The organism is Bradyrhizobium sp. F1.4.3 (genome assembly GCF_040548375.1).
Lineage (GTDB): Bacteria > Pseudomonadota > Alphaproteobacteria > Rhizobiales > Xanthobacteraceae > Bradyrhizobium.
Genome location: NZ_JBEPRN010000017.1, coordinates 118580 through 141855 on the forward strand (window position 1 = coordinate 118580; position 23276 = coordinate 141855).

The 23276-nt window shown below is 65.0% G+C and carries 19 protein-coding genes; 14 read left to right on the top strand and 5 right to left on the bottom strand.

All coding sequences use genetic code 11. The annotated features are described in order from the left end of the window. Positions 1 to 90: 90 nt before the first annotated feature. Entirely contained in the window at positions 91 to 2490 is a 2400-nt protein-coding gene (locus ABIB73_RS30945) for a bifunctional diguanylate cyclase/phosphodiesterase (RefSeq protein WP_354230282.1), read from the top strand. A gap of 3 nt (positions 2491 to 2493) precedes the next feature. Here ABIB73_RS30945 and ABIB73_RS30950 read toward each other — a convergent pair whose 3' ends face one another. After that, complete coding sequence (locus tag ABIB73_RS30950; protein ID WP_354230284.1) at positions 2494 to 2928, bottom strand: hypothetical protein; 435 nt, start codon at positions 2926 to 2928, stop codon at positions 2494 to 2496. Positions 2929 to 3007: 79 nt separating this feature from the next. Between ABIB73_RS30950 and ABIB73_RS30955 the strand changes: the two genes are divergently transcribed. Together ABIB73_RS30955 and ABIB73_RS30960 are read left to right on the top strand one after the other, a co-directional pair. Beyond that, entirely contained in the window at positions 3008 to 3595 is a 588-nt protein-coding gene (locus tag ABIB73_RS30955) for a hypothetical protein (RefSeq protein WP_354230319.1), read from the top strand. Between the two features lie 65 nt (positions 3596 to 3660). Then, positions 3661 to 4260 carry a YdcF family protein gene (locus tag ABIB73_RS30960; protein ID WP_354230321.1) on the top strand — a complete coding sequence of 200 codons (600 nt, stop codon included), beginning with the start codon at positions 3661 to 3663 and terminating at the stop codon, positions 4258 to 4260. Positions 4261 to 4340: 80 nt separating this feature from the next. On the opposite strand, the gene ABIB73_RS30965 is transcribed toward ABIB73_RS30960, so the two are convergent. Next, entirely contained in the window at positions 4341 to 5684 is a 1344-nt protein-coding gene (locus ABIB73_RS30965; RefSeq protein ID WP_354230286.1) for an aminotransferase-like domain-containing protein, read from the bottom strand. Between the two features lie 184 nt (positions 5685 to 5868). On the opposite strand from ABIB73_RS30965, the gene ABIB73_RS30970 reads away from it, so the two are divergent. Next, complete coding sequence (locus ABIB73_RS30970; protein ID WP_354230288.1) at positions 5869 to 6105, top strand: DUF1127 domain-containing protein; 237 nt, start codon at positions 5869 to 5871, stop codon at positions 6103 to 6105. 918 nt (positions 6106 to 7023) lie between these two features. Here the strand turns inward: ABIB73_RS30970 and ABIB73_RS30975 are convergent. Together ABIB73_RS30975 and ABIB73_RS30980 are read right to left on the bottom strand one after the other, a co-directional pair. Next, positions 7024 to 7449: a universal stress protein gene (locus tag ABIB73_RS30975; protein ID WP_354230289.1), complete on the bottom strand. Its 426-nt coding sequence runs from the start codon at positions 7447 to 7449 to the stop codon at positions 7024 to 7026. Between the two features lie 56 nt (positions 7450 to 7505). Beyond that, entirely contained in the window at positions 7506 to 8042 is a 537-nt protein-coding gene (locus ABIB73_RS30980; protein ID WP_354230291.1) for a SixA phosphatase family protein, read from the bottom strand. 123 nt (positions 8043 to 8165) lie between these two features. Here ABIB73_RS30980 and ABIB73_RS30985 point away from each other — a divergent pair, with 123 nt between their 5' ends. The 9 genes from ABIB73_RS30985 to ABIB73_RS31025 all read left to right on the top strand — a co-directional run bounded on the left by ABIB73_RS30985 (position 8166) and on the right by ABIB73_RS31025 (position 21713). Next, positions 8166 to 9623, top strand: coding sequence for an NAD(P)/FAD-dependent oxidoreductase (locus tag ABIB73_RS30985; RefSeq protein ID WP_354230293.1), 1458 nt, complete (start codon positions 8166 to 8168; stop codon positions 9621 to 9623). Between the two features lie 86 nt (positions 9624 to 9709). Beyond that, entirely contained in the window at positions 9710 to 10222 is a 513-nt protein-coding gene (msrB, locus tag ABIB73_RS30990; RefSeq protein ID WP_354230295.1) for a peptide-methionine (R)-S-oxide reductase MsrB, read from the top strand. Between the two features lie 179 nt (positions 10223 to 10401). Continuing rightward, positions 10402 to 12666 carry a flagellar hook-basal body complex protein gene (locus ABIB73_RS30995; RefSeq protein ID WP_354230297.1) on the top strand — a complete coding sequence of 755 codons (2265 nt, stop codon included), beginning with the start codon at positions 10402 to 10404 and terminating at the stop codon, positions 12664 to 12666. 35 nt (positions 12667 to 12701) lie between these two features. Beyond that, the gene (gene flgK / locus ABIB73_RS31000) at positions 12702 to 14582 is read left to right on the top strand and encodes a flagellar hook-associated protein FlgK (protein WP_354230299.1); all 1881 of its coding nucleotides are present in this window, start codon (positions 12702 to 12704) and stop codon (positions 14580 to 14582) included. Between the two features lie 20 nt (positions 14583 to 14602). Beyond that, positions 14603 to 16492 carry a flagellar protein gene (locus ABIB73_RS31005; protein WP_354230301.1) on the top strand — a complete coding sequence of 630 codons (1890 nt, stop codon included), beginning with the start codon at positions 14603 to 14605 and terminating at the stop codon, positions 16490 to 16492. Positions 16493 to 16564: 72 nt separating this feature from the next. Further along, the gene (locus ABIB73_RS31010; protein ID WP_354230303.1) at positions 16565 to 17347 is read left to right on the top strand and encodes a methylenetetrahydrofolate reductase; all 783 of its coding nucleotides are present in this window, start codon (positions 16565 to 16567) and stop codon (positions 17345 to 17347) included. Further along, positions 17337 to 18980 carry a hypothetical protein gene (locus ABIB73_RS31015; RefSeq protein ID WP_354230305.1) on the top strand — a complete coding sequence of 548 codons (1644 nt, stop codon included), beginning with the start codon at positions 17337 to 17339 and terminating at the stop codon, positions 18978 to 18980. The genes ABIB73_RS31010 and ABIB73_RS31015 overlap by 11 nt, the downstream gene beginning before the upstream one ends. A gap of 1 nt (position 18981) precedes the next feature. After that, positions 18982 to 20217 (top strand): ATP-grasp domain-containing protein, encoded by a 1236-nt coding sequence (locus ABIB73_RS31020; protein WP_354230307.1) that lies wholly within the window; start codon positions 18982 to 18984, stop codon positions 20215 to 20217. Then, positions 20214 to 21713 (top strand): pyridoxal phosphate-dependent decarboxylase family protein, encoded by a 1500-nt coding sequence (locus ABIB73_RS31025; protein WP_354230308.1) that lies wholly within the window; start codon positions 20214 to 20216, stop codon positions 21711 to 21713. The genes ABIB73_RS31020 and ABIB73_RS31025 overlap by 4 nt, the downstream gene beginning before the upstream one ends. A gap of 72 nt (positions 21714 to 21785) precedes the next feature. On the opposite strand, the gene flbT is transcribed toward ABIB73_RS31025, so the two are convergent. Then, positions 21786 to 22211 carry a flagellar biosynthesis repressor FlbT gene (gene flbT / locus ABIB73_RS31030; RefSeq protein ID WP_354230309.1) on the bottom strand — a complete coding sequence of 142 codons (426 nt, stop codon included), beginning with the start codon at positions 22209 to 22211 and terminating at the stop codon, positions 21786 to 21788. 325 nt (positions 22212 to 22536) lie between these two features. Here flbT and ABIB73_RS31035 point away from each other — a divergent pair. Next, a partial coding sequence (locus tag ABIB73_RS31035; protein WP_354230310.1) for a DUF1522 domain-containing protein occupies positions 22537 to 23276 on the top strand: 740 nt, incomplete at its 3' end.

Genomic DNA, 23276 nt, shown 5'->3' on the forward strand with positions numbered 1-23276 from the left:
TCTCTGTTCACCATTTCCGAAACCAGCACATAGCCAGTTACCGACTGTCCACCTCTGCAGGTTCTAGTGTGGGTGGAATAGGGACTGGCAATGTATCAGGTTCTTTACTGTCTCACGGATCAGCACGACTGGCGCCTGGTCGCGCTCGGCGGCGCGGTGTGCCTGCTCGCGAGCGCGGCGGCGATCAGCCTGTTTCACCGGGCGCGTGCGACGCAAGGACCGGGGCGGCTGGTCTGGATCTCCCTGGATGCCGTTGTCAGTGGGAGCGGCATTTGGGCGACGCACTTCATCGCGATGCTGGCCTATGGGCCGGGCAACAATGGTGCATACAATATTCCGGTGACGATCCTGTCGTTGATCTTCGCGATCTCCGTCACCTTCGTGGGATTGAGCATCGCGGTATCGTCCTCGCGGACGCCGTGGGTCGTCCTCGGCGGCGCCATCGTCGGCACCGGCGTCGCGGCGATGCATTACACCGGCATGGCGGCGCTGGAGATTCCCGCGCGCGTGAGCTGGGTCGAAGGCACGGTTGTCGCCTCGGTCCTGTTCGGCATTGTCTTTGCGGCGCTCGCCCTGTTCGTCGCGGCGCGACGCGACGACCGTTCCCATGCGCTGGCCGCGACCGGCCTGCTGACGATCGCGATCGTCGCGCATCATTTCACCGCGATGGGCGCGGTGCAGCTCACGCCGGACCCGACACTGGCGATCAGCGGGCTGTCGATCCCGCCGGCCTCGATGTCCTTCCTCACAGCCAGCGCCGCGGTCGCGATCATCGCGATCGCGCTGGTTTCGGCGCTGCTCGACCGCAAGTCCAAGGGAGAATTGGGCCGCCAGCAGGTCGTGCTCGACACCGCGCTCGAGAACATGTCGCAGGGGCTGTGCATGTTCGATACCGACGGCAAGATACTGCTGTTCAACGAGCGTTACGCGGCGATGCTGCGCCGCTCTGGCATGCAGCTCACCGGCCGCTCGCTGCTCGACGTGCTCAAGGAGGAGCAGGCGAATGGCCAGTGGACGGGAGATCCCGATCAATTCTTCGCGCGCCTCGTGGAAGACGCGCGCAAGGGACGCACCACGACCGACGTCGTGAAGCGCTTCGGCTGCTCGATCCGCGTCGTCAACCAGCCGATGCAGGGCGGGGGATGGGTCGCGACCTTCGAGGACATCACCGAATGGCTCGAGGCACAGGCGAAGATCTCGCACATGGCGCGCCATGACGCACTGACCAATCTGCCGAACCGCGTGCTGTTCCACGAGCAGCTCGAGCAGGGACTGCGCCGGACGAAGTCCGACGACCAGCTCGCGGTGCTCTGTCTCGACCTCGATCATTTCAAGGACATCAACGACTCCCTCGGTCATCCGATCGGCGATGCGCTGCTGAAGGAAGTCGGCCGCAGGCTCAAGGCCACCGTCGGCGAGCACGACACCGTGGCCCGGCTCGGCGGCGACGAGTTCGCCGTGGTTCAGATCGGTCGGTCGGAGGAGGCTGCGGCGAGAGCACTCGCCGGCCGCCTCGTCGAGGTGATTTCGGCGCCTTATGAGATCGACGACCATCAGATCGTGATCGGCGTCTCGATCGGCATCTCGCTGTCGCCGCAGGACGGCAGCAATCCCGACGAACTGTTGAAGAACGCCGACCTCGCGCTATACCGCGCCAAGGCGGATGGCCGCGGCACCTATCGCTTCTTCGAGACCGGCATGGACGCACGGGCGCAGGCGCGGCGTTTGCTGGAAATGGACCTGCGGGCGGCGCTGCTACGCGATGAGTTCCAAGTGTACTATCAGCCGATCCGCGACGTCGCCAGCGACCGCGTCGTAGCCTTCGAGGCACTCTTGCGCTGGAACCATCCGCAGCGCGGGCTGATTTCGCCGATCAATTTCATTCCGCTGGCCGAGGAGACCGGACTCATCGTCCAGCTTGGCGAGTTCGTGCTCCGCCGTGCCTGCGCGGACGCAGCCACCTGGCCCAACGATATCGACGTCGCCGTCAATCTGTCGCCGGTGCAGTTCAAGAGTCTGCACCTGATTGCATCCGTGACCGAGGCGCTGGAGATATCAGGCCTCGCGGCGCGTCGCCTCGAACTCGAGATCACCGAATCCGTACTGCTTCAGAACAGCGAGGCCACGCTGACCACCTTGCACGAGCTGCGCGGCATGGGCGTGCGGATTTCGCTCGACGATTTCGGCACCGGCTATTCGTCGCTGAGCTACCTGCGCAGCTTCCCGTTCGACAAGATCAAGATCGACCGCTCGTTCGTATCCGAGCTTGCGACCCGCCAGGATTCCATGGCGATCATCCGTGCGGTCACGGGTCTCGGCCGCAGCCTCGGCATTGTGACCACTGCGGAGGGCGTCGAGAACGACGCACAGCTCGAGCTGCTCAGGCGCGAAGGCTGCACCCAGGCGCAGGGCTATCTGTTCAGCATGCCACGGCCCGCATCTGACGTCGCGTTGATGCTGGAACGGCCGCGGCTGCGTGCGTCGGCCTGAGGCTTAGCCGCGGCGTAGCGCGAAATGCGCGCCGCAGAACGCCATTACGGCTCCGAGACACAACGCGGCAAGGCCGGCGAGCACGCCCGAGACGGTCGGGATCGGGCTCGGTGCCGAAGCCGCCTGTCCCGCACCTGCAAGCAGGAGCACGCCGACCGCGATCAGAAACTGCCGCATCCTCTGCGGGATCTGGCCGGAGACGGCGCTCTGCATCAATGTCGCCGTGAAATAACCGCCGGAGAAGCCGACGCTTGCGATCAGCCACCAGGCGATCGCCGCGCCCGCCGGCATCAGCTCATGCGTGTCGGAGCGCCAGAGGCCGCCGAGGTCGAGGCCGTAGCGCGCGCCCAGCATGTGCACCGCGAGCGCGAGCAGGACGCCGGAGATCACGGCGGCACCGAGAATCAGACGGCGCGGAAAAAAGATCGTCTCAGCCATGCCTCGCTTGTAGGATGGGCGAGGGCGATTGCGCAAGCCGGTCGCGGACGAGATTGCGCGGACGGGATTGATGATCGAGATGCAGGTTTCGCAGGCGCAGGGCCCGTCAGCCACGAGCTACGCCTACAAGGCGTCGCTGATCGGCTCGGCGCATCGTTTCGAGCTGACCGACGAGGGCCTGTCCTGGCACATCGCCGGCCGCTCCGGCCTGTGGCGCTATGACGAGATCGCCGGAATCCGGCTGTCGTTCCGTCCGGTGTCGATGCAACAGCACCGCTTTCGCGCCGATGTGAGCCGTGCCGGTGGCGGCCGCATCGCGATCCTGTCGACGAGCTGGCAGACCGCGGCGCTGATGGCGCCGCAGGACAGCGGATTTCGCGCTTTTCTCGTCGAGCTGCACGCGCGGATGGCGAGGGCCGACAGCCGCGCCGAGTTGACCGCCGGCCTCGGCCGCAAGACCTATGCGGCGGTGCTCGCGTTCCTGGCCGTGCTGGCCGTGGCGATGACGGGGCTGCTGATCCGCGCGCTGATGATCGGGGAATTCGCCGGCGTGCTGTTCATCATTGGCTTTGCGGCCTTGTTCGCCTGGCAGGTCGGCGGCTTCGTGCGGCGCAACCAGCCGCGGAGCTACACTCTGGATAATCTGCCGACGTCCTTGCTGCCTTAGGGCTTGCAATCGGCCGCAATCAAAATTGACTTCGTGGCACGGCACCGGTGCCGCATCGTGCGGCGATGACGGTCATGGATCGCAGCAGCCGCCTGCCGACCGCGGATGAGATCGCCGAGATCAACCGGAACCATCTGATCGACACGCCACTCGCGCCGGCCGACCTGCTGTTTATCTTCGGGACCCGCGAGGACGTTGTGTTGCGCGTCGAGATCGCCGCGAGGCTGTGGCGCGAGGGCTATTTCCGCTGGTCGATCGTCAGTGGCGGCGTGACGCCGGGCTCGGAGCAGTCCGAGTGCACGATCATCAAGGCGGCGATGATTGCCGCAGGCATTCCCGCGGACCGGATCCTCGAGGAACATGGTGCGATGAACACCGGCGAGAATGTGATCTTGTCGCTGCCGATCATCGATGCGGCGCTGGGATTGCGGAATGTCCGCAGCGTGATCTGCCTCGGCAACACCTGGACCGCGCGGCGCTATCCGATGACGCTGCATCGGCACTGGCCGGAGGTCGAGAAGATGCTGATCACCGTCGACAGTTTTGCGACGCCGCGCGCGCTCTGGCCCACGGATCCCGAGTTTCGTCGGCGCATCCTGCACGAATGGGACAAGATCGAGCCATACAAGGCGAAGGGCTTTATCGCGGAATGGCCGGAGGGCTGACCGGCGAGGGGGACTGGATTCTTGTTTTGACGCGTTTTCTTCACGCGAACCGGTATCCACTTCGCTCGAAAACGCTCTAGCTACTCCGTCGAGTCAAAATCCTCTTCCTTGGTGCCGAGCAGCGACACGATCGTGCGCAGGCCGGAATCGAGCTGTTCGGGCGATGGCGGGGCGAGCGCGAGGCGCACCGCGTTCGGTGCGTGACCATGCGCGATCGCGAAGGTCGAGGACGGGGTCAGCGCGATGCCGCGCCGAGCGGCGGCGGCAACAAAAGTCTGCGAGCGCCAATGCGGTGGCAGCGTCAGCCAAAGATGATAGGAGCGCGGGTCGGCCGCGATCTGGTAGCCGGCGAGCAGCTTTGCCGCGGTCTGCTGCCGGCGCGCGGCGTCGATGCGCTTCAGCCGCGTCAGCTCGGACACGGTGCCGTCGGCCATCAGGCGCTGTCCGGCCGCGAGCGCATGGCCAGAGGCGATCCAGCCGCCGGTCCGCACCGCGCCCATGACGCTCTCGCGCAGATGCGGCGGCGCGACGAGGATGCCGAGCGCAAGACCGGGCGCGACCTTCTTGGACAGGCTGTCGAGCACGATGCAGCGGTCCGGTCCGAGCGCCGCCAGCGGTGTGTCGTCGGCGAGGAAGCCGTAGACGGCGTCTTCGATGATCGTGAGGTCGAGCTTTTCGGCGACGTGCATGATGTCGGCGCGCCGCGTCGCGTTCATGGTGACGCCGAGCGGATTCTGGATGATCGGCTGGAGGTACAGCGCCGTCAGGTGCGCCTCGCGATGCGCTTTCTGGATCGCATCGGGCCGCGCGCCATATTCGTCCATGGGAATCGGAACGAGCGTCACGCCGAGCCGCGCAGCGATGCTCTTGACGTAGGGGTAGGTCAGCGCCTCGACGCCGCAACGGCCGCCGGTCGGAACGAGCGCTGCGATCGCGGCCGCGAGCGATTGCTTGCCGTTGGCGGTGAAGACGATCTGCTCGGCCTGTGGCGTAAAATCCTTACGCGCGAGATAGGCGGCGGCCGCGACGCGCGCGCTCTTGGTGCCGGTGCTGGTCGAGACGCGCAGCGCGGATTCGAGTGCGTCGACGCGCTCCAGCCCCGCAAGGCTCTTGGCGATCATGGCCCATTGCTGTGGCAGCAGCGGATAATTGACCTCGAAATCGATGCGGGCATCGCGCGGCTCGCTGATGGTCTCGACTTCGCGCCTGATGTCGCCGGAGATGAAGGTGCCGCGGCCGACCTCGCCGACCACGAGGCCGCGGCGCAAGAGCTCCGTATAAACCCGGCTCGCGGTCGAGACCGCAATGCCACGATCATAGGCAAAATTGCGCTGCGGCGGCAGCCGGTCGCCGGGTCTTAACGTGCCGTTAGAGATATCGACGGCAATGGCATCGGCAAGCTTCACGTACTCGAACTTGGACATTATTGCACCGAGAGCAATGTTTTCCTTGTACCGAGGATTGTACTGGAGCATTTAAGTTCCATCAAGGTCCGCGATTGAGCCGAGGAGAGCGAGAGCAATCCGAAGGCATATGAGGTGCAAGCGCTCAGGCGTTTGCGCCAACGGCATCCGCATCGCCGCGCAGGACCAAAGGCCGGAGAAGAAAATGACCACGATCTCGCAAACTTCGGGGCGGAGTTTACGCCCAACCTCGTCGGGCGGATTTTTCCGCGCGCTCGCCATTAGCGCCTCTGCGCTGTTCGACCGCCTGGAGCGCCGCTCCGCCGTCAAGACGCTGAACGAACTCGACGACCGCGCCCTGCGCGACATCGGGATCACGCGCAGCCAGATCGAGGACGCCGTCTACGGCCAGTTCAAAGCCGAACTGACGCGGTATCTGTGAGCGCTTTCGCTCTTGTCCCGGACGCGCTGCAGCGTTCTTACGCTGCTGCGCAGAGCCGGGACCCAGAAGGCCACGCAAACCGCTGATGCATGGGCCCCGGCTCTGCAGCGCATCACTTCGTGCTGCACAGCGTCCGGGGCACGAGACCTCTCTTCATTAGACACACCTTCGCCCTCTCGCGGCTCATTCTGCCCGAGCTTTGCTCGTCGCCTTGCCCTCGGTCAAAGAGGGCGCAGGGAAGACCGGGTGCCGGCTGGCACCCGCGGTCCACTGTGCGACAATTGCGCTACAAGAATTGCACAGCGGCATACAGGTGAAGCCAGGACATCCCGGCCTTCCCTGCGCAGTGGTTTGACGGCTTATGTCGTGATCTCCCCGGGGAGCGATGCACTATTGCCCCCGTCGCCTTGCGGATGACTGATACGCGCGCCCGGTCGGGCACACGCATCGCCGCAACACTTGGCGCACAGGCTCCGGGCGCCAGGACCACACGATTTTGCCGTACGTCGATCGCACCGGTCGTGTGCGCGACGCGCATCGCTCACGGTTGCCCGCCCTGCGATGCCTCTCGCGCCGATGTGACCCACGTCCACCGCAATCCGGCCCGCGTGTCGTGACGATCGCGATACGCCCCTCTTCCTTGGGCCGGAGTGAGGCGACGCATACGCTGTTTCCGAATTTCGGTAAAGTGGGATATTTTCCTCGACGCGCGTTGACCCACCGCTCGGGTGTTTTGCCCGTCGGGCAACGCAAGGGGTTGTGGTCTCGTATCCCGGATGGAGCGCCAACGGTATTGTGCGAGAGACGTGCAATCTCTCGAGATCGTCATTGCGAGCGCAGCGAAGCAATCCAGAATCGCTCCGAGGCGGTAGTCTGGATTGCTTCGTCGCTTCGCTCCTCGCAATGACGGAGCAACGCTCAGTGCCTGACCACCAGCACGGAGCACTTCGCATAGCGCACCACATGCCCGGCATTGGAGCCGAGGAAATAGGTGCGCATCGCAGGCCGGTGCGAGGTCATCACGATCAGATCGGCCTTCATGTGCACGGCTTCCTCCAGGATCTCGTGGTAGATGCCGCCCTGGCGCACCACGCTGGAAATGCGCGCGTCGTTGACGCCGGATTCGCGCGCGACGATGGCGAGTGCTTCCTCCGAGGTCTGGCGCTGCTGCTCGTCGAAATCGGCCGGCACGTATTCAGCCAGCATCACCGGCGTCATCGGCAGCACGTTGAGCAGTCGTATCGATCCGCTCCAGGTCTGCGACAGCGTTACCGCGGTCGCGAGCGCCGGCTTGGCGAGATCAGTGTCGGCGAGGTCGATGGGCACGAGGATGGAATTGAACATCTGCGCCTCCCTATCCATCAAGCCAGATCAACCGATCGAGACGGCGCCCGCGCGTCTCATCCCAGTCGAAGCAGCTTGGGGCTGACGAACAGCACCAGTTTGCCGCGGCGGTAGGCCGCGTCGCCCCAATCCTTGACGTCAAAGTCGAAGATCGCAAGCCCCGCGGTGGGCAGGTTGTCGGCGAGCGCCTTGGCGCCGGCCGGATCGCCGCTGCCCATCAGCATCAGCGCGGCCTCGTGCATACCGGGATTGTGCCCCACCAGCAGCAGCCGTCGGGGATTGGCCGGGATGGTTGCAGTGCGAATGGTTTCGAGGATCTGTGCGGGATCGGCGCCGTAGAGTTCCGGCAGGATCTCGACCTGCGGCGCCGCGACGCGGTCCTTCATCGCCTCCCAGGCGATGTCCCAGGTCTGCCGGGCGCGGACGGCATGAGACACCAGCACAGTATCGGGGGCGGGCCGATGGGCGGCGATCCAGTCGCCGATCTCTGCGGCATCCTTCTGGCCCCGGTCGTCGAGCCGGCGATCCTGGTCCCGGCCGCTTGGCGCGTCAGTCTCGGTCTTGGCGTGACGCAGCAGCATCAAACGGCGCATGGCATTCTCGAATCGTTACGCGTCCAGGATAATCTAAAAGGACAATCTACAGGCGCCGGTCGAGGACAAGGTGACAAGCGCCCGATTGGTCCTTTAAGAAGACTGGTCCTTTAAGAAAACGACATGAGCGAGACTTTCACAAGCGTGTCCCAGGAAGAAGCCGGCTTTCGCGAGCGCGCGCGGCTGTCGTTCGAGCTTGACGCCGACATTTGCGTCATCGGCGCAGGGCTGGCCGGGCTCTCCATCGCACTGGAGGCGGCCCGGCTCGGGGCCAGCGTCGCGGTGCTCGAGGGCCGCCACATCGGCTGGAATGCCTCCGGCAACCAACTCGGCACCGTGATGCCGGGCTTTGCCCTGCCGCTCACGGAGCTGATCGAGCGCATTGGCTTCGAGGACGCCCGCGAATTGTGGACGCTGTCGAAGGAGGGCGCCGAGTTCGTCCGCGCCAACGCCACGGAAGAGAACATGCCGGGCATCGGCCCGAGCGACGGCGTGCTGGAAGTCTCCAACGTCGATGCCGGCGACCGGTTGATCAGCCGGTTGCAGATGCTGACCGAGGATTTCGACACCGAGGTCGAAGGCTGGCAGGTCGATCGCGTCCGCGCCGTGCTGAAGACCGATCATTATTTCCACGGTGTCTACTATTCTAGGGCGTTCCAGGTCGACGGCCGCAAATATGTGCATGGCCTCGCGGCACTGGCGCGGCGGGCCGGCGTGCGCATCTTCGAGGATACGCCGGTCGTCAGCATCGATCATTCCGGCATCCGCAAGCGCATCGTTACGCCCTCGGCGCGGCTGCGCGCGACCCACATCGTGCTCGCCGGCAACATCCATCTCGGCGCGCCGCTGAAGCGCCTGTCGGAGACGCTGCTGCCGGTCTGGCGCTATGCCGGCATCACCGCGCCGCTCGGCGAGCGCGTGCATGAGATCATCGCCTTCAAGGGATCGGTGATGGATTCCGACGGCGTCAACCATTTCCGGATCGTCGATGGCGACCGCCTGATGTGGGAAAGCCCGGAGACGACCTGGGCTGCGCGTCCGCAGCGCTTTGCCGGCGCCGTCAGCCGGCGGATCCGATCGATCTTCCCCCAGCTTGGCAATGTCGAGATCACCGATACGTTTGGCGGTGTCACGGGCCGGACCGTGCACGGCATGCCGCAGATCGGCCAATTGCGCAAAGGCCTGTGGGTGGCGAGCGGGTTCGGACGCCAGGGCATGAACACCTCCGCCATGGCCGGGCAGCTGATCGCGCGCAGCATCCTCAGGGCCGATGAGCGCTGGCGCCTGTTCTCGCCGTTCGAGCTGGTTTGGGCAGGGGGAACGACGGGGCGGGTTGCAGGCCAGCTGGTCGGGATCTGGGGCAGGGCGAGTTCCGCCGCCGCTGGATCGCTCGCCCGCTACCGCGAGCGGGTACGGGTCAAGGACAGGGCGCGCGAGGCGCGGCTTGCCGAGGCCAATAGGGCCGCCGGCACCGGCCCGCGCCGTCCGCCGCCCGGGCTTCGACCGCGGCTGGCCCCATCGCCGCAGCTGGCGGCTGAGCGCGTGGAACCCACCCCCCGCGACGAGGGCGTCTCGCAATAAGTTGAGAAAAAACCCGCCTGGAAGTGTAACGTCCGCCGTTAGAGCCCGTATCTCAGGGCGTGGATTTCCTGCGCACGGAGAATGAGATGTTTGACCGCCGCATCCTTTTGACGACTGTCGCCGGCCTGTTCGGCCTCTCGGCCTTCCGCTGGCTGAGGGCAACCCCGGCCGAGGCTGGAGAGAAGGCCGCCGAGAAGTTCGAGATCGAGAAGACCGACGCCGAGTGGCGCGCTCAACTGACGCCGCAGCAATATGAGATCCTGCGCAAGGAGGGAACCGAACGGCCGGGGACCAGCCCGCTGCTCAAGGAGCATCGCAAGGGCATATTCGCCTGCGCCGGCTGCGACCTGCCGGTGTTCGCCTCGGAGACCAAGTTCGAGAGCGGCACGGGTTGGCCGAGCTTCTACCAGCCGATCGAGGGCAATGTCGGCAAGACCGAGGACCGCACCTTCGGCATGGTCCGCACCGAGGTGCATTGCCGCCGCTGCGGCGGCCATCTCGGCCACGTCTTCGACGACGGTCCGAAGCCGACCGGCCTGCGCTACTGCATCGATGGTTTCGGGCTGGTGTTCCACCCGGCGTCGGCCTCGGCCACTTGAGGTTTGGTCTCGGCAATTGTTGCCGGCCCGGCAATTGTGCCCCGGTCATCCGACCGGGGCTTGTCTATTTAAGTCATTGATTTCCTGAGAATACCCGCATTGGCATAGGCCTTGCGACGTCTCCTCCGAATGCGGCCATTGGTCTGCCGGCCGCCGAGATCGGATCTGGAGACAAAGTTATGGGTATCTTCGATGCAATGAACACCTCGGTGGGTGGCCTGCAGGCGCAGTCCTACGCGCTTCAGAACATTTCCGGCAACATCGCGAACTCATCCACCACCGGTTACAAAGGCATCGGGACCAGCTTCGAAGATTTGATCCCGGACGCCTCGGTCCCGAGCAAGCAGGTCGCCGGCGGCGTGACAGCGCATGCGCAGGCGACCATCACCACCCAGGGCACGATCTCGGCCTCCAGCGTCGCCACCAACATGGCGATCACCGGCGACGGCTTCTTCTCGGTGCAGAAGGCGACCGGCACCGTCGACAACGTGCCGGTGTTCGACGGCGTCACCTATTACAGCCGCCGCGGCGACTTCCAGGTCAATGCCAACGGCAATCTCGTCAACGGCGCCGGCTACTATCTGATGGGTGTCACGGTCGACCCGAAGACCGGCAACCCCACCGGCAGCGTGCCGACGGTGCTGCAATTCCAGAACAACTTTGTCCCGGCGCAGGCGACAACCTCGATCGAGTACGCGGCAAACCTGCCGACCCAGCCGAACACGGTGGCAAGCTCCACCGCGACGAGCGGCACGCTGCTGGCCGCTGGTGGACTCAATCCATCGGATTATGCCTCGAACCCGCTGACGGTGGGCACGCCGCCCGCGCCCTATACAAGCGCGGCGGCCTCCGGCGCTGCCGCCACCGGCAATACGCGCTCGGCCTATACGTCGACGAGTGCGACGGGCTCGGTTGCGTTGCAGGACAATGCCTCGGCAGCGGCAGGCACGGGTACGTCCCTCGACAGTACCCAGGGTTCGCACCTCAATCAGGCCATGCTCACTGCGCTTGACGGCACATTCATGACTATCAACGGCAACAAGATCGCCTTCGACAGCACCGCCTCAGGCGTGACGACGGTGGCGGGTCCCCCCTCGGTCACCACGATCGGGATGGCGGCGAGCTCCGGCACGACTGTTAACAGCATCCTGACCGCAATCAAGAGCGCCGGTGGCACTGGCGTCAACGCTACGCTGACCGCCAGCGGCAACATCCAGATATCAAGCGGCACGAGTGTCGACGTGGCGGTCAGCGGCACCGCGGCCACCACGCTCGGCATCAGCACTGTGACACGCGGCGGCAATGTGCTGTCCACGCCTGCGATCACCGGCTCAACCGTGCTGAGTGGCGCTGCGACAGCCGGCGGTACGGAGGTCCTCTCATCGGCCTTCGCCAACAACGATACCATCACCGTCAACGGCCAGACTTTGACCTTCGTTGCCCCGCCCGCGACCGCGTCCGGCGCCAACCAGATCAGCACCACCGACAATATCTCGGACTTGCTCCTCAAGATCGACGGACTCAGCGGCGCGACAGGCTCCTCGATCTCCAACGGCGTGATCACGCTGAACACCGGTACGGTCAAAGACCTGTCGGTGACCAGCTCCAACGCCAGCGCCTTCGCCGCGCTCGGCTTCACGTCGACCATCACCAAGAGCCGCGGCGGCGGCGGTACCGCCGGCACGGGCACCGTGGTCGGCAACGACATTGCGACCTTCACCAAGGAATCGATCAGCGGCGGCGCGGTGACCGCGTACAACGCGGCGGGCACGCCGGTGAACCTGCAATTGCGCTGGGCCAAGACCGATAGCGCGTCGCTGGGTGCCGGCCATACCGACAGCTGGAACCTGTTTTATCAGACCGACCCGAACGCGACCGGCACGACGGTCGGCTGGGTGAACACAGGGCAGACCTTCACCTTCGCCAGTGACGGCTCGCTCTCCTCGCCGAGCGGCTCGGGCATCACCATCCCCAACGTCAGCGTCAGCGGCCAGTCGCTCGGTTCAGTCGCCTTGAACATCTCCTCCGGCGGGCTGACGCAATATGCGAGCACCAGCGGCGCGGTCACCATCAACACCATCACGCAGAACGGCTACGCCGCCGGTCAGCTCCGCTCGGTCGCCGTCAACAACAACGGCCTCGTGGTCGGCACCTTCTCCAACGGCCAGAACCTCGACCTCGCCTCGGTGACGCTGTCGCACTTCAACGGCACCAATTACCTGAAGGCGATGGATGGCGGCGCCTATGCCGTGACCGACCAGTCGGGCCCGGCGATTGCGGGGGCCTCGGGCACCATCAGCGGTTCGTCGCTGGAGGGATCCAACACCGACATCGCCGACGAGTTCACCAAGCTGATCGTGACCCAGCAGGCCTATTCGGCCAATACCAAGGTGATCACGACGGCGAATTCGATGGTGCAGGATCTCTTGAACGTGTTGCGCTGATCGGCGCGTAACGTAACCAAAGGCGGCCAGTCAACATGGGTTTGAGTTCAGCCCTCGCCAGTGCGATGAGCGGTCTGCGTGCCAACCAGGCTGCGCTCTCGATCGTCTCGTCGAACGTCGCAAACTCGCAGACGCCGGGTTACGTCGCCCAGACGCCGAACCAGATCGAAGTCACCACCGGTGATTTCGGGTCGACGGCGAAGACGACCGGCGTCAGCCGGGACATCGACAGCTATGTGCAGAACCAACTGCGCACCGAGACCGGCGGCAGCGGCTACGCCGACCAGACCGCCAACATCCTGAACCAGCTTCAGAATGTCTATGGCAATCCCGGCGGCAGCGGCACGCTCGAAACCGCTCTGAACAATTTCACCAGCTCGCTCCAGGCACTCTCGACCAGCGCGGGCTCGTCGTCGGCACAGACGGTCGCGGTCGGTGCCGCGCAGGCGCTGGCGACGCAGCTCAACGTCACCACCAAGGGCATCCAGTCGCTGCGCTCCAACGTCGAGCAGGATCTGGGCACCTCGGCCCAGCAGGCCAATGCGGCGATGAACCAGATCGCCGACATCAACACCAAGCTCCAGGGTCTCGCTTCGACCGATCCATCCGCGGCAACGCTGATGGACCAGCGCGACCAGGCCATCAACTCGCTGTCGAAATATGTCGACGTCCGCGTCACCACCGACGGATCGAACCAGGCCAACATCTACACCACCACGGGCATCCAGCTGGTCGGCGCAGGGCTCGCCTCGCAATTCTCTTTCGCGTCAGCCGGCGCGCTGGATGCGACCTCGCTCTACAACACCGATCCGGCCAAGTCCGGGGTCGGGGCGTTCAACATCAAGCTGCCGAACGGCTCGTCGATCGACGTCGCCGCCAACAACGTGGTCTCCTCCGGCCAGATTGCGGCCGATCTGAAGCTGCGCGACCAGACGCTGGTGCAGGCGCAGAACCAGGTCGACCAGCTCGCCGCGACGATGTCGAGCGCACTGTCCGACAAGACGACGGCGGGCAGTACCGTCTCCGGTCCGCCTGCGGGCTTCGACATCGATCTCGCCGGCGCGCAGCCGGGCAACACCGTCAACATTACCTATACCGACTCCACCAACACGCAGCGCCAGGTCACGCTGGTGAACGTGACCGATCCGGCGGCGCTGCCGCTTCAGAACGCCACCAACGCGAACCCGATGCAGATCGGCGTCAATTTCTCCGACGGCATGGGCGCGATTGCCTCGGCGCTCAACACGGCGCTGCCGGGCTCGCATCTGACCTTCTCCGCAGCGCCGTCGCCAGCGACCGCGACGACGCTGCGCGTCACTGACGACAATTCCGGTCTCGCCAAGGTCAATTCGGCGTCGAGCATCAAGACGATCTCGTCGCTGACCTCCGGCAGTCCGCAGCTGCCGCTGTTCACCGACGGCGGTCAGGCGCTCTATACCGGCGCGATCACCGCGTCGGGCTCGCAGATGACCGGCCTTGCCGGCCGCATCGCCGTCAACACACAGCTCACCACCGACCCGACCAAGCTGTCGGTCTACAGCACCTCGCCGGTGACGCCCACCGGCGATACCACGCGCTCGGACTATCTCTACTCGCAGCTTACCAGTACGGTGTTTTCCTATTCGCCGCAGACCGGTCTCGGTTCGGCGAGCCAGCCGTTCACCGGCAGCGTCTCGAACTATTTGCAGCAGTTCCTGAGCGTTCAGGCCAACGCCTCGACCCAGGCGACCGCGCTACAGCAGGGCCAGAGCGTCGTGGTCTCGACGCTTCAGGCCAAGTTCAACTCGACCTCCAGCGTCAATCTGGACTCGGAGATGTCGAACCTGATTCAGCTTCAGAATGCCTACGCCGCCAACGCTCACGTGATGTCGGTGGTGCAGACCATGATGAATACGTTGCTCCAGGCTCAAGTGTAACCAGTACAGGGCTCTGAAACATGTCGATCAGCAGCATCAACTACTCCTCGTCGATCCTCGGCGCGCAGATCCGCAACATCAATCAGCAGCTCACCGACCTGTCGACCCAGCTCTCGACCGGCAAGCTGTCGCAGAACTATTCCGGCATGGGGACCAACGAAGGCTTTGCGATCGCCTCGCGCTCGCAATTGTCCAACATCGCCGCCTATACCGACACGATGACCAACGTCAACGTCAACATCAACCTCGCCAATACTGCGCTCCAGTCGCTGACGACGATCCGCAGCACGGTGCAGACGGGCTCCGCCACCTCCTCGCAGGATCTCAACGTCAACGGCCAGACGGTCGCGCAGAACACCGCCGCCGCCCAGTTCGGCTCGATGGTCGGCGTTCTCAACACGCAGGCGGGCAACCGCTATCTGTTCTCGGGGACCGCGTACAACACGCAATCGGTCGCCAACGCCGGCGACATCATCAACGGCACCACCACGCAGGCGGGCTTCAAGACAGTCATGGCGGAGCGCCAGGCGGCCGACCTCGGCGCCAACGGCATGGGGCGGCTGGTGCAGTCGCAGACAGCGGGCGTGATCAACGTAGCGGAAGATTCTGCGACCTCGCCGTTCGGGTTGAAAATTGCGGCGGTCTCCTCGACGTTGACCGGTGCAACCGTGACTGGCCCGAGCGGCTCGCCGGTATCGTTCTCGGTCAATCTCAACGGCGTCAACCCGAAGGACGGCGACAAGCTCAGCGTTCAGTTCACGTTGCCGGACGGCTCGACCGAGCAGATCGACCTGACCGCGTCCAGCGCGACGCCGACGCCGGTCGGGAGCTTTGCGATCGATGCAAGCACGCCCGTCAATCCAGCCAACACGGCGACAAACCTCAACACCGCGCTGAATACCGCAATCACGAAGCTCGCCAACACCTCGCTGGTGGCGGCATCCGCCGTTGCAGCCGGCGACAATTTCTTCAACACGGACAGCTCCGCGATCGGCGCTGCCAAAACCAACCAGGCGACACCGTCCGCGCCGATCAGCGGGACCACCGCGCTGTCCGGCACCGCGCCCTCGGATTCGATCTCGCCCGGCTTCTCTGCCGGCGACACCCTCACCGTCAACGGCACCACGCTCAGCTTCGTCGCCTCGGGCGCGACCGGCAACCAGCTCAACGTCACCGACAGCATTCAGACCCTGATGAGCAAGATCGACTCCATCACGGGCACGTCGAAGCCGTCGACGATCCATGGCGGCTCGATCACGATCAACACCGACGATGCGGCAAGCCTGAGCATCTCGGGCTCGACGCCGGGTGCGACCGCCGCGCTGGGCGCGCTCGGCTTCAGCTCGTCGCCGATCACCGCCACGCAGCCACCGCTGCGGGTCGGCTCAACGCCGGCGAGTTCGGCGACGACGCTGGTGAACGGCTCGGCCAATACCGTGAAGTGGTACACCGGCAATGACGGGCCCGGCTCGCCGCGCTCGACCGCGGTGGCGCGGGTCGACGATTCCGTCACGGTGCAATACGGCGCGCAGGCCGATGAGGACGCGATCCGCAGTCAGTTGCAGGCAATCGCCGTGTACGGCACGTTCTCGACCTCGCCGACCGGGCAATACTCGGGCGCGCAAGTGGCGGCGCTGAGCCTGCGTACCACGCAGGCGCTGACGCCCCAGCCCGGGCAGCAGAAGATCGAGGACATCCAGACGGACATCGCGATGGCCCAGAACACGATGAAGGACGCGAGCACGCGTCAGACCCAGGCCAAAGCGCAGCTCCAAACCATCGTCGATCAGGCGGAGTCGGCCTCGCCCGACCAGGTCGCGAGCGAAATTCTGTCGCTCCAGAATGCGCTCCAGGCATCCTACCAGACTACCGCCAACCTCGCGCAGCTCTCGCTCGTCAAGTACCTGTAAGGGCGCATTAAGGCGCCGTTAACCATGCCTGTTTACCTTTTGGTGAGGGGTTGAGCGGGGGCGGAGCCGTCGATGTCGGACAAGATGCAACTGGTGGTGGCCACGCCGTGCTTCGGCGGGCAGGTGTCGAGCATTTATGCGAGCTCGATCTTCGCGCTCCAGCGCGCCGTGCACGGCATGTCCAATCTCGAGCTCAAGGTGCATTTACGGGACGGCGACGCGCTGATCACCCGCGCTCGGGCCAATCTGGTCACACTGTTTCTGGACGATCCCAAGGCGACGCATTTCCTGTTCATCGATGCCGACATCGGCTTCAAGCCTGAGCAGGTGTTTCGGTTGATCGAATCCGGAGCCGATGTCGTCGCCGGGTGTTATCCGATCAAGCGGGTCAACTGGGACAAGGCGAAGCGGGCGGTTCAGGCCGGCCGGGCCGACGTGCCGGCGGCCTCGCTCGACTATGTGCTCGAGATCGAGGATCCCGACCGCATCGTGGTGGTCAACGGTTTTACCCGCGTGCGCTATGCCGGCACCGGCTTCCTGATGATCCGCCGCCAGGCGTTGGAAGCGATGTGCCGCCATCCGGACTATGCCGGCTTGCAGTTCTTCCGCGAGCATTCGCACGACACGCTGGCGGCGAGCCAGAACCGGTTCGCGCTGTTCGAATGCATGATCGATCCCGCGACCGGCACTTACCTTTCCGAAGACTTCGCCTTCTGCAAGCGCTGGACCGATATCGGCGGCGAGATCTGGGCTGATATCCAGAGCTCGCTCGACCACGTCGGGCCTTCGGTGTTCCACGGCGACATTGCATCGCAATTCGCGCCGGCACCCGCGGCGGCGGCCGATGCGGCGTGAGCCTTTCGGGATGAGCGCCGGCGCATCCCGTCTGTCTGATACCGAGCGAGCGTCCGACGGCGGCTCGCGCTACCGCCTGCGCGATCTCTTCACGCCGCTGGATACGCTGCTCGTCTCCGGCGGAGATCCTCGGCTGGCGCTCGACCCGAAAGACCGCGTCAACGCCTATGGCTGCGCGCCGTCGCCCGCGCCGGACGTCTGGAATTTCGCCTCGTCGACCGCATCGCCGATCTCGCAGGCCGGCTATGATCGCGCCGCGCTGGCGCGCGAGGAACTCGTGCACAAATCGCTGTTCGACGAGGTCGAGGTGGCCTTCGACGCGCGCTGTGAGGACATGCGCGACGAGTTGCGCGGCCATCTCCAGCTCTCGCCGCGCGTCGAAATCGTGTTCTCGCCGTCCGGCACCGACTCCCAGCTTCACGCCCTGTTCCTGGCGCGCGCGGTCCTGGGCGCGACGACGGTGACGGTCGTGGTCGGCGCCGACCAGACCGGAAGCGGGACGGTCCATACCGCGCGCGGCCGCCATTTCAGCACCATGACGGCGAGCGGCTTTGCAGTCCGCAAGGACGGTGCGGTCGTGGGGCTTGCCGGCGACAGCATCGCGGTGCCGCTGCTCGATCCGGCGCCTGGGATTGCGATACGCCCGGATGCGGACGCCGCGGTGCTGCGCGCGGTCGAGACCAGCCTCGCACAAGGCCAGCGCGTTCTGCTCCAGGTCATGGATTCGTCAAAACTCGGCTGGCGCTCGCCGAGTGCAGTCTGCCTCGATGAGATCGCGCGACGCTGGCCCGGCAAGGTTCAGGTCGTCGTCGATGCGTGCCAGGCGCGGCTTGGGCGCCGTCGGCTGCGTTCCTATCTCGACCGCGGCTACATGGTGCTGATCACCGGCTCCAAATTCTTCGGCGGCCCTGCCTTCAGCGGCGCGCTGCTGGTGCCGAAAGGGCTCTCGCGCTCGCTCGACCGGGTTGGCGAGCTTGCACCGGGCCTCTTCCACTATGCCGGCCGCAGCGACTGGCCGAAGGCCTGGACGACGCTGCGCTCGCGCTTTGAGCGCCGGCCGAATTTCGGTCAGTGGCTACGCTGGGAGGCGGCGCTCGCGGAGATCGGCAGTTACTATGCCGTGCCCGGGGCTTTCCGCGCCAAGGCACTCACCCAGCTTGCAGCCGGCATCGACAGTATGATCGCGTTGTCGCCGTCGCTTCGTGCTGTTCCGGCGGCGTTCGACGAGGCCGGCGTGGATGACGAGGAATTCGCACAGCGTACGATCTTTCCGTTCATGCTGTTGCGCGACGGCAAGCCGGTCTCCATCGCCGACACCGGCGCCGTCCATCGCGCGCTGGCGCGCGACATGAACGATGACATCACCGGCAGTGCAGCAGACCGTCAGGTCGCCGCGCAACGCTGCCTGATCGGGCAGCCGGTCCGGCTGGAGCGGCCGGACGCCGCGCCGCAGGCCGTGCTGCGGCTGTGCATCGGCGCAAGGCTCGTGACCGACGCCTGGTCGGCGGATGTCACACAGGCGCAATGGAATCTGCAGCACATGCTCGATCGGATCGCCCATGTCCTGGTGAAGATCGAACTGCTGCTTGGCCGCGCCGCCGCTGTGCCGACGCAGCCCGTATTCGAGGTGTGAGATGTTGCATCCGCTTTCCGCGCCGAACTATGCCGACCGTATCGGCTTTGCGCAGTTGACGCGCCAGGCCTTCGAGGGCGTCGATCTGCACCCGTTGCGCGACCAACTCCTGGCGCGGATCGCGGAGGGCACGGCGCAGGCGGGCGAGGGCCTGGATCTGTCGCTGATTGCCCAGCTTATGGGCGAGAAGGAAGCCGGGCTCGTCATCCAGTCGGAAGTGCTGTCCTTCCATCAGCTGTTTCGTACACCCTCTGCGGCGCCGAAGCCGGGCTTGCGCGTGCTTGCGCTTGCGGCCGACATCGACATGGGCGGCAACACGCCGATCGAATTCCTGCTCGAAGGCTCCGATATCGAACTCCTGACACTCTATGTGACCAAGGGAGTTGGCCTGCCGGAAACGCTGCCTGATCACGACGTTGCCATCGTGGTGGCATCCGATTCCGAGGAATGCCGCGAAGCGCTTGCGCTGATCGAAAAGGCCGCGCCGCGCTGGCCGCGGCCGCTGCTCAATCGTCCCGATCTCATCGGCAATCTCGATCGCGACAAATTGTATCGGCTGCTGGCGGGCATCCCCGGTCTCGACATTCCCGTGACCGCCCACGCGGCGCGTGCTCAATTGTCGGCTCTCTCGGAAGGGCGGATCGCCTGCAAGGACATCACGGGCGAATTGCACTTTCCGATGATTGCGCGGCCGCGTGGCACCCATGCCGGTGTCGGGCTTGCGAAGCTCGACGACGCGGCAGCGCTCGCGGCCTATCTTGCCGAGCGCGAAGAGCACGACTTCTTCGTCGCACGCTTCGTTGACTATGCGAGCTTTGACGGGCTCTACCGCAAATACCGCCTCACCATGGTCGACGGCAGGCCTTACGCCTGCCACATGGCGATCGCCGATCGCTGGGACATCTGGTATCTCAACGCCTACATGGCGTTCAGCGAGGAGAAGCGCGCTGAAGAAGCCGTCTTCATGCTCGACTTCGAGCGCGCCTTCGCAGCACGTCACAAAAATGCGCTCGACGAAATGAGCCGGCGCGTCGGTCTCGATTATTTCATCGTCGATTGCGCCGAGAACCAGAACGGCGAGCTTCTGGTGTTCGAGGCCGACAACACGGCGGTCGTGCACAACATGGATTCGCCGGTGGTGTTTCCGTACAAGCCGCCGCAGATGCGCAAGATATTTGCCGCGTTCACGGCGATGCTGTCACGCCACGCAAAGGCAGGTGAGGGGAGCGCAGCATGAACGAGATCGTCCGCAAGACGCAGGCAGCCGTTACCGGCACCTCGCTCGATCCGCAGGACTGGAGTGAGTTTCGCACGCTCGCTCATCGCATGCTGGATGAGACGATCGACGGCATCGCCAATGTGCGCGCGCGTCCGGTCTGGCAACCGATTCCAGACGAGGTTCGTGCAGGCTTCCGGGCCGAAGTGCCGCGTGCGGCGAGCGATCTCGCCGATGTCTATCGTGAATTCTCCGAAAGCGTCGCGCCTTATGCGACCGGCAACGTCCATCCCGGCTTCATGGGCTGGGTGCATGGCGGCGGCACGGCGGTCGGCATGCTCGCCGAGATGCTAGCGGCCGGCCTCAACGCCAATCTCGGCGGACGCGATCACATGCCGATCGAGGTCGAGCGCCAGATCGCCGACTGGATGCGCCGCCTGTTCGCTTTTCCGGAGGGCGCGAGCGGCATCTTCGTCACGGGCACGTCGATGGCCAATCTGATGGCAGTGCTGGTGGCGCGCACGAATGCGCTCGGCGCGCTAGCGCGACAGTACGGCATCGGCAACGAGGGCGCGCTGCTCACGGCCTATGCGTCGAAGGCGGCGCATGGCTGCATCTCCAGGGCAATGGACATTGCCGGGTTCGGCACCGATGCGCTGCGCAAGATCGATGTCGACTCCGATCATCGCATCGACGTCGCGGCGCTGCGCGCGCAGATTGCGATCGATCGCGAGGTTGGCTTCAAGCCGTTCCTGGTCACAGCCTCTGCCGGCACGGTGGACATCGGCGCGATCGACGATCTCAAGGCGATCGCGGCGTTGTGCCGCGAGGAGGGGATCTGGTTTCACGTCGACGGCGCCTTCGGCGCGCTCGCGATCTTCTCGCCCGAGCTCGCGCCGCTGCTCGACGGCATCGAGCTTGCGGATTCGATCGCGCTCGACTTCCACAAATGGGGGCAGGTGCCTTATGACGCCGGCTTCCTGCTGGTGCGCGACGGCGAACGGCATCGGCAGGCCTTTGCGCAGCCGGCGGCCTATCTACAGCGCGAGGCGCGGGGACTTGCGGCCGGCGCCGTCTGGCCCTGCGATCTCGGACCGGATTTGTCGCGCGGCTTCCGCGCGCTGAAGACCTGGTTCACGTTGAAGACGTTCGGCACCGACCGGCTGGGTGCGGTGATCGCGCGAAGCTGCGCGATCGCAAAATATCTCGAAGCGCGCGTGCTCGCGGAACCGCGGCTGGAATTGCTCGCGCCCGTAAACCTCAACATCGTCTGCTTCCGCTACCGCGCCGGCGATGCTGTCAATCGCGAGATCGTCGCCGATATCCAGGAGTCTGGCATTGCGGCGCCGTCGGGCACGACGCTGGATGGCAAGTTCGCGATCCGCGCCGCGATCGTCAATCACCGCACCGAGGAGACGGATATCGACGCACTGGTGTCGGCCGCGCTCGAGTTCGGCGCGCGGCGAGCCGGTGATCGCCTGATCGAGATCGAGGCGCCGCCGCTCGCGGCGCAGTGATCGCGGCCGGCTGAAACGACAACGGCCCCGGAGATTCATCCGGGGCCGTTGTCGTTTGCGCGGGTCTTGAGATCAGGCGGCTGAGCTGACGTCGCCCTTGGGATGGGTCGCTTCGTACTGGTCCCGCAGTTTCTCTTCATAGGCGATCAGCTTGCGGGCATCTTTCAGCGCCCGGTAGAGGTCGCCGTTCATGATGTGGTTGTTGATGCCTTCGATGATCGGCCAGGCGCTCGGCACGGCGGTGACGATGTCGCGCACCAGATTGAAATAGGTGCCGTGCTGGGACTGCGGATCGGGCGAGATGTACATCAGCTGCACCGCCAGATAGACGAGCTTGGCCGGCGTATCGGCGGTCTCGGGCGTGAGGATGTCGCGCTCGCGCAGGATCGGCACGTTCTCGCCGTCGATCAGAAGGCGGGCGCGCTGATCGGTGTTGGTAATCACGCAGTTACCGACAATGATGCGTTCGTGCGGTTTGAGCTCGACCTTGAGAGCCATGCCTGTTCTCCATCAACCCTTTTGTAACGAGCGGCGCGCGTGTCCCGTCAATGACGGCTGCCCGCTCTGATTTGGGTCCAATCCTTGCCCAATGTGGTTAACGGGTCGTAAACGGCGGCCGGGGTGTAAAAAAATGAAACAAATTCAGTATCTTGCACAGTGACGAGGACGCGGGTCAGAAGTTTGCGGGAGGGCACTTTGGGCGCGACGCGGACAAACCGGCGGTTTCATTTCACGGATTGTTAGAGGCTTGGACGCAACCGTCCGCCGGTCGTTTGATCAATCTCGGTCAGACAGGACGCGTAGCTACCAGAAAGGTAACAGTATGTCCGGTATCGTTCTCTCCTCCTCGGTTCGTCAGAACCTGCTCTCCCTCCAGTCCACCGCCGACCTGCTCGCCACCACCCAGTCCCGTCTGTCGACTGGTAACAAGGTGAACTCGGCGCTCGACAACCCCACCAACTTCTTCACCGCGCAGTCGCTCGACAACCGCGCCAGCGACATCAACAACCTGCTCGATGGTATCGCCAACGGCGTGCAGGTGCTCCAGGCTGCCAACACCGGCATCACCTCGCTCTCGAAGCTGCTCGACAGCGCGAAGTCGATCGCGAACCAGGCGCTCCAGACCACGGTCGGCTACTCGACCAAGTCCAACGTCTCGACCACGATCGCGGGCGCAACGGCGACCGACCTGCGCGGCACCACGACCTACACCAGCACGACCGCGCTCTCCAACGTGCTGTTCTCCGGCGCTGCCGGCGGCACAACCGTTGCGACCGGATCGACGACGCTCGGCGGTGCCTCGGCGGGGCTGACCGGCTCGGCTGTAAAGGCCGGCGACGGTACGACAACCTTCGTCGCCACCTTGAAGCTGGCCGGTACCGCCGGCGCGACGACCATCGCTGCCAACGGAGCTCCTACCGATGGCGAAACGCTGACCGTCGATGGACATACGATCACTTTCAAGACGGCGGACGTTCCGACCGGGACGAATATCCCGTCGGGATCCGGCACCGTCGGCAATGTCCTCACGGACGGGAATGGCAACTCCACCGTCTATCTTGG

Bases quoted from the DNA above. Each gene is read 5' to 3' on its own strand.
- ABIB73_RS30945 (WP_354230282.1), top strand. From the start codon at position 91: ATGTATCAGGTTCTTTACTGTCTCACGGATCAGCACGACTGGCGCCTG.
- ABIB73_RS30950 (WP_354230284.1), bottom strand. From the start codon at position 2,928: ATGGCTGAGACGATCTTTTTTCCGCGCCGTCTGATTCTCGGTGCCGCC.
- ABIB73_RS30955 (WP_354230319.1), top strand. From the start codon at position 3,008: ATGCAGGTTTCGCAGGCGCAGGGCCCGTCAGCCACGAGCTACGCCTAC.
- ABIB73_RS30960 (WP_354230321.1), top strand. From the start codon at position 3,661: ATGACGGTCATGGATCGCAGCAGCCGCCTGCCGACCGCGGATGAGATC.
- ABIB73_RS30965 (WP_354230286.1), bottom strand. From the start codon at position 5,684: ATGTCCAAGTTCGAGTACGTGAAGCTTGCCGATGCCATTGCCGTCGAT.
- ABIB73_RS30970 (WP_354230288.1), top strand. From the start codon at position 5,869: ATGACCACGATCTCGCAAACTTCGGGGCGGAGTTTACGCCCAACCTCG.
- ABIB73_RS30975 (WP_354230289.1), bottom strand. From the start codon at position 7,449: ATGTTCAATTCCATCCTCGTGCCCATCGACCTCGCCGACACTGATCTC.
- ABIB73_RS30980 (WP_354230291.1), bottom strand. From the start codon at position 8,042: ATGCGCCGTTTGATGCTGCTGCGTCACGCCAAGACCGAGACTGACGCG.
- ABIB73_RS30985 (WP_354230293.1), top strand. From the start codon at position 8,166: ATGAGCGAGACTTTCACAAGCGTGTCCCAGGAAGAAGCCGGCTTTCGC.
- msrB (WP_354230295.1), top strand. From the start codon at position 9,710: ATGTTTGACCGCCGCATCCTTTTGACGACTGTCGCCGGCCTGTTCGGC.
- ABIB73_RS30995 (WP_354230297.1), top strand. From the start codon at position 10,402: ATGGGTATCTTCGATGCAATGAACACCTCGGTGGGTGGCCTGCAGGCG.
- flgK (WP_354230299.1), top strand. From the start codon at position 12,702: ATGGGTTTGAGTTCAGCCCTCGCCAGTGCGATGAGCGGTCTGCGTGCC.
- ABIB73_RS31005 (WP_354230301.1), top strand. From the start codon at position 14,603: ATGTCGATCAGCAGCATCAACTACTCCTCGTCGATCCTCGGCGCGCAG.
- ABIB73_RS31010 (WP_354230303.1), top strand. From the start codon at position 16,565: ATGTCGGACAAGATGCAACTGGTGGTGGCCACGCCGTGCTTCGGCGGG.
- ABIB73_RS31015 (WP_354230305.1), top strand. From the start codon at position 17,337: ATGCGGCGTGAGCCTTTCGGGATGAGCGCCGGCGCATCCCGTCTGTCT.
- ABIB73_RS31020 (WP_354230307.1), top strand. From the start codon at position 18,982: ATGTTGCATCCGCTTTCCGCGCCGAACTATGCCGACCGTATCGGCTTT.
- ABIB73_RS31025 (WP_354230308.1), top strand. From the start codon at position 20,214: ATGAACGAGATCGTCCGCAAGACGCAGGCAGCCGTTACCGGCACCTCG.
- flbT (WP_354230309.1), bottom strand. From the start codon at position 22,211: ATGGCTCTCAAGGTCGAGCTCAAACCGCACGAACGCATCATTGTCGGT.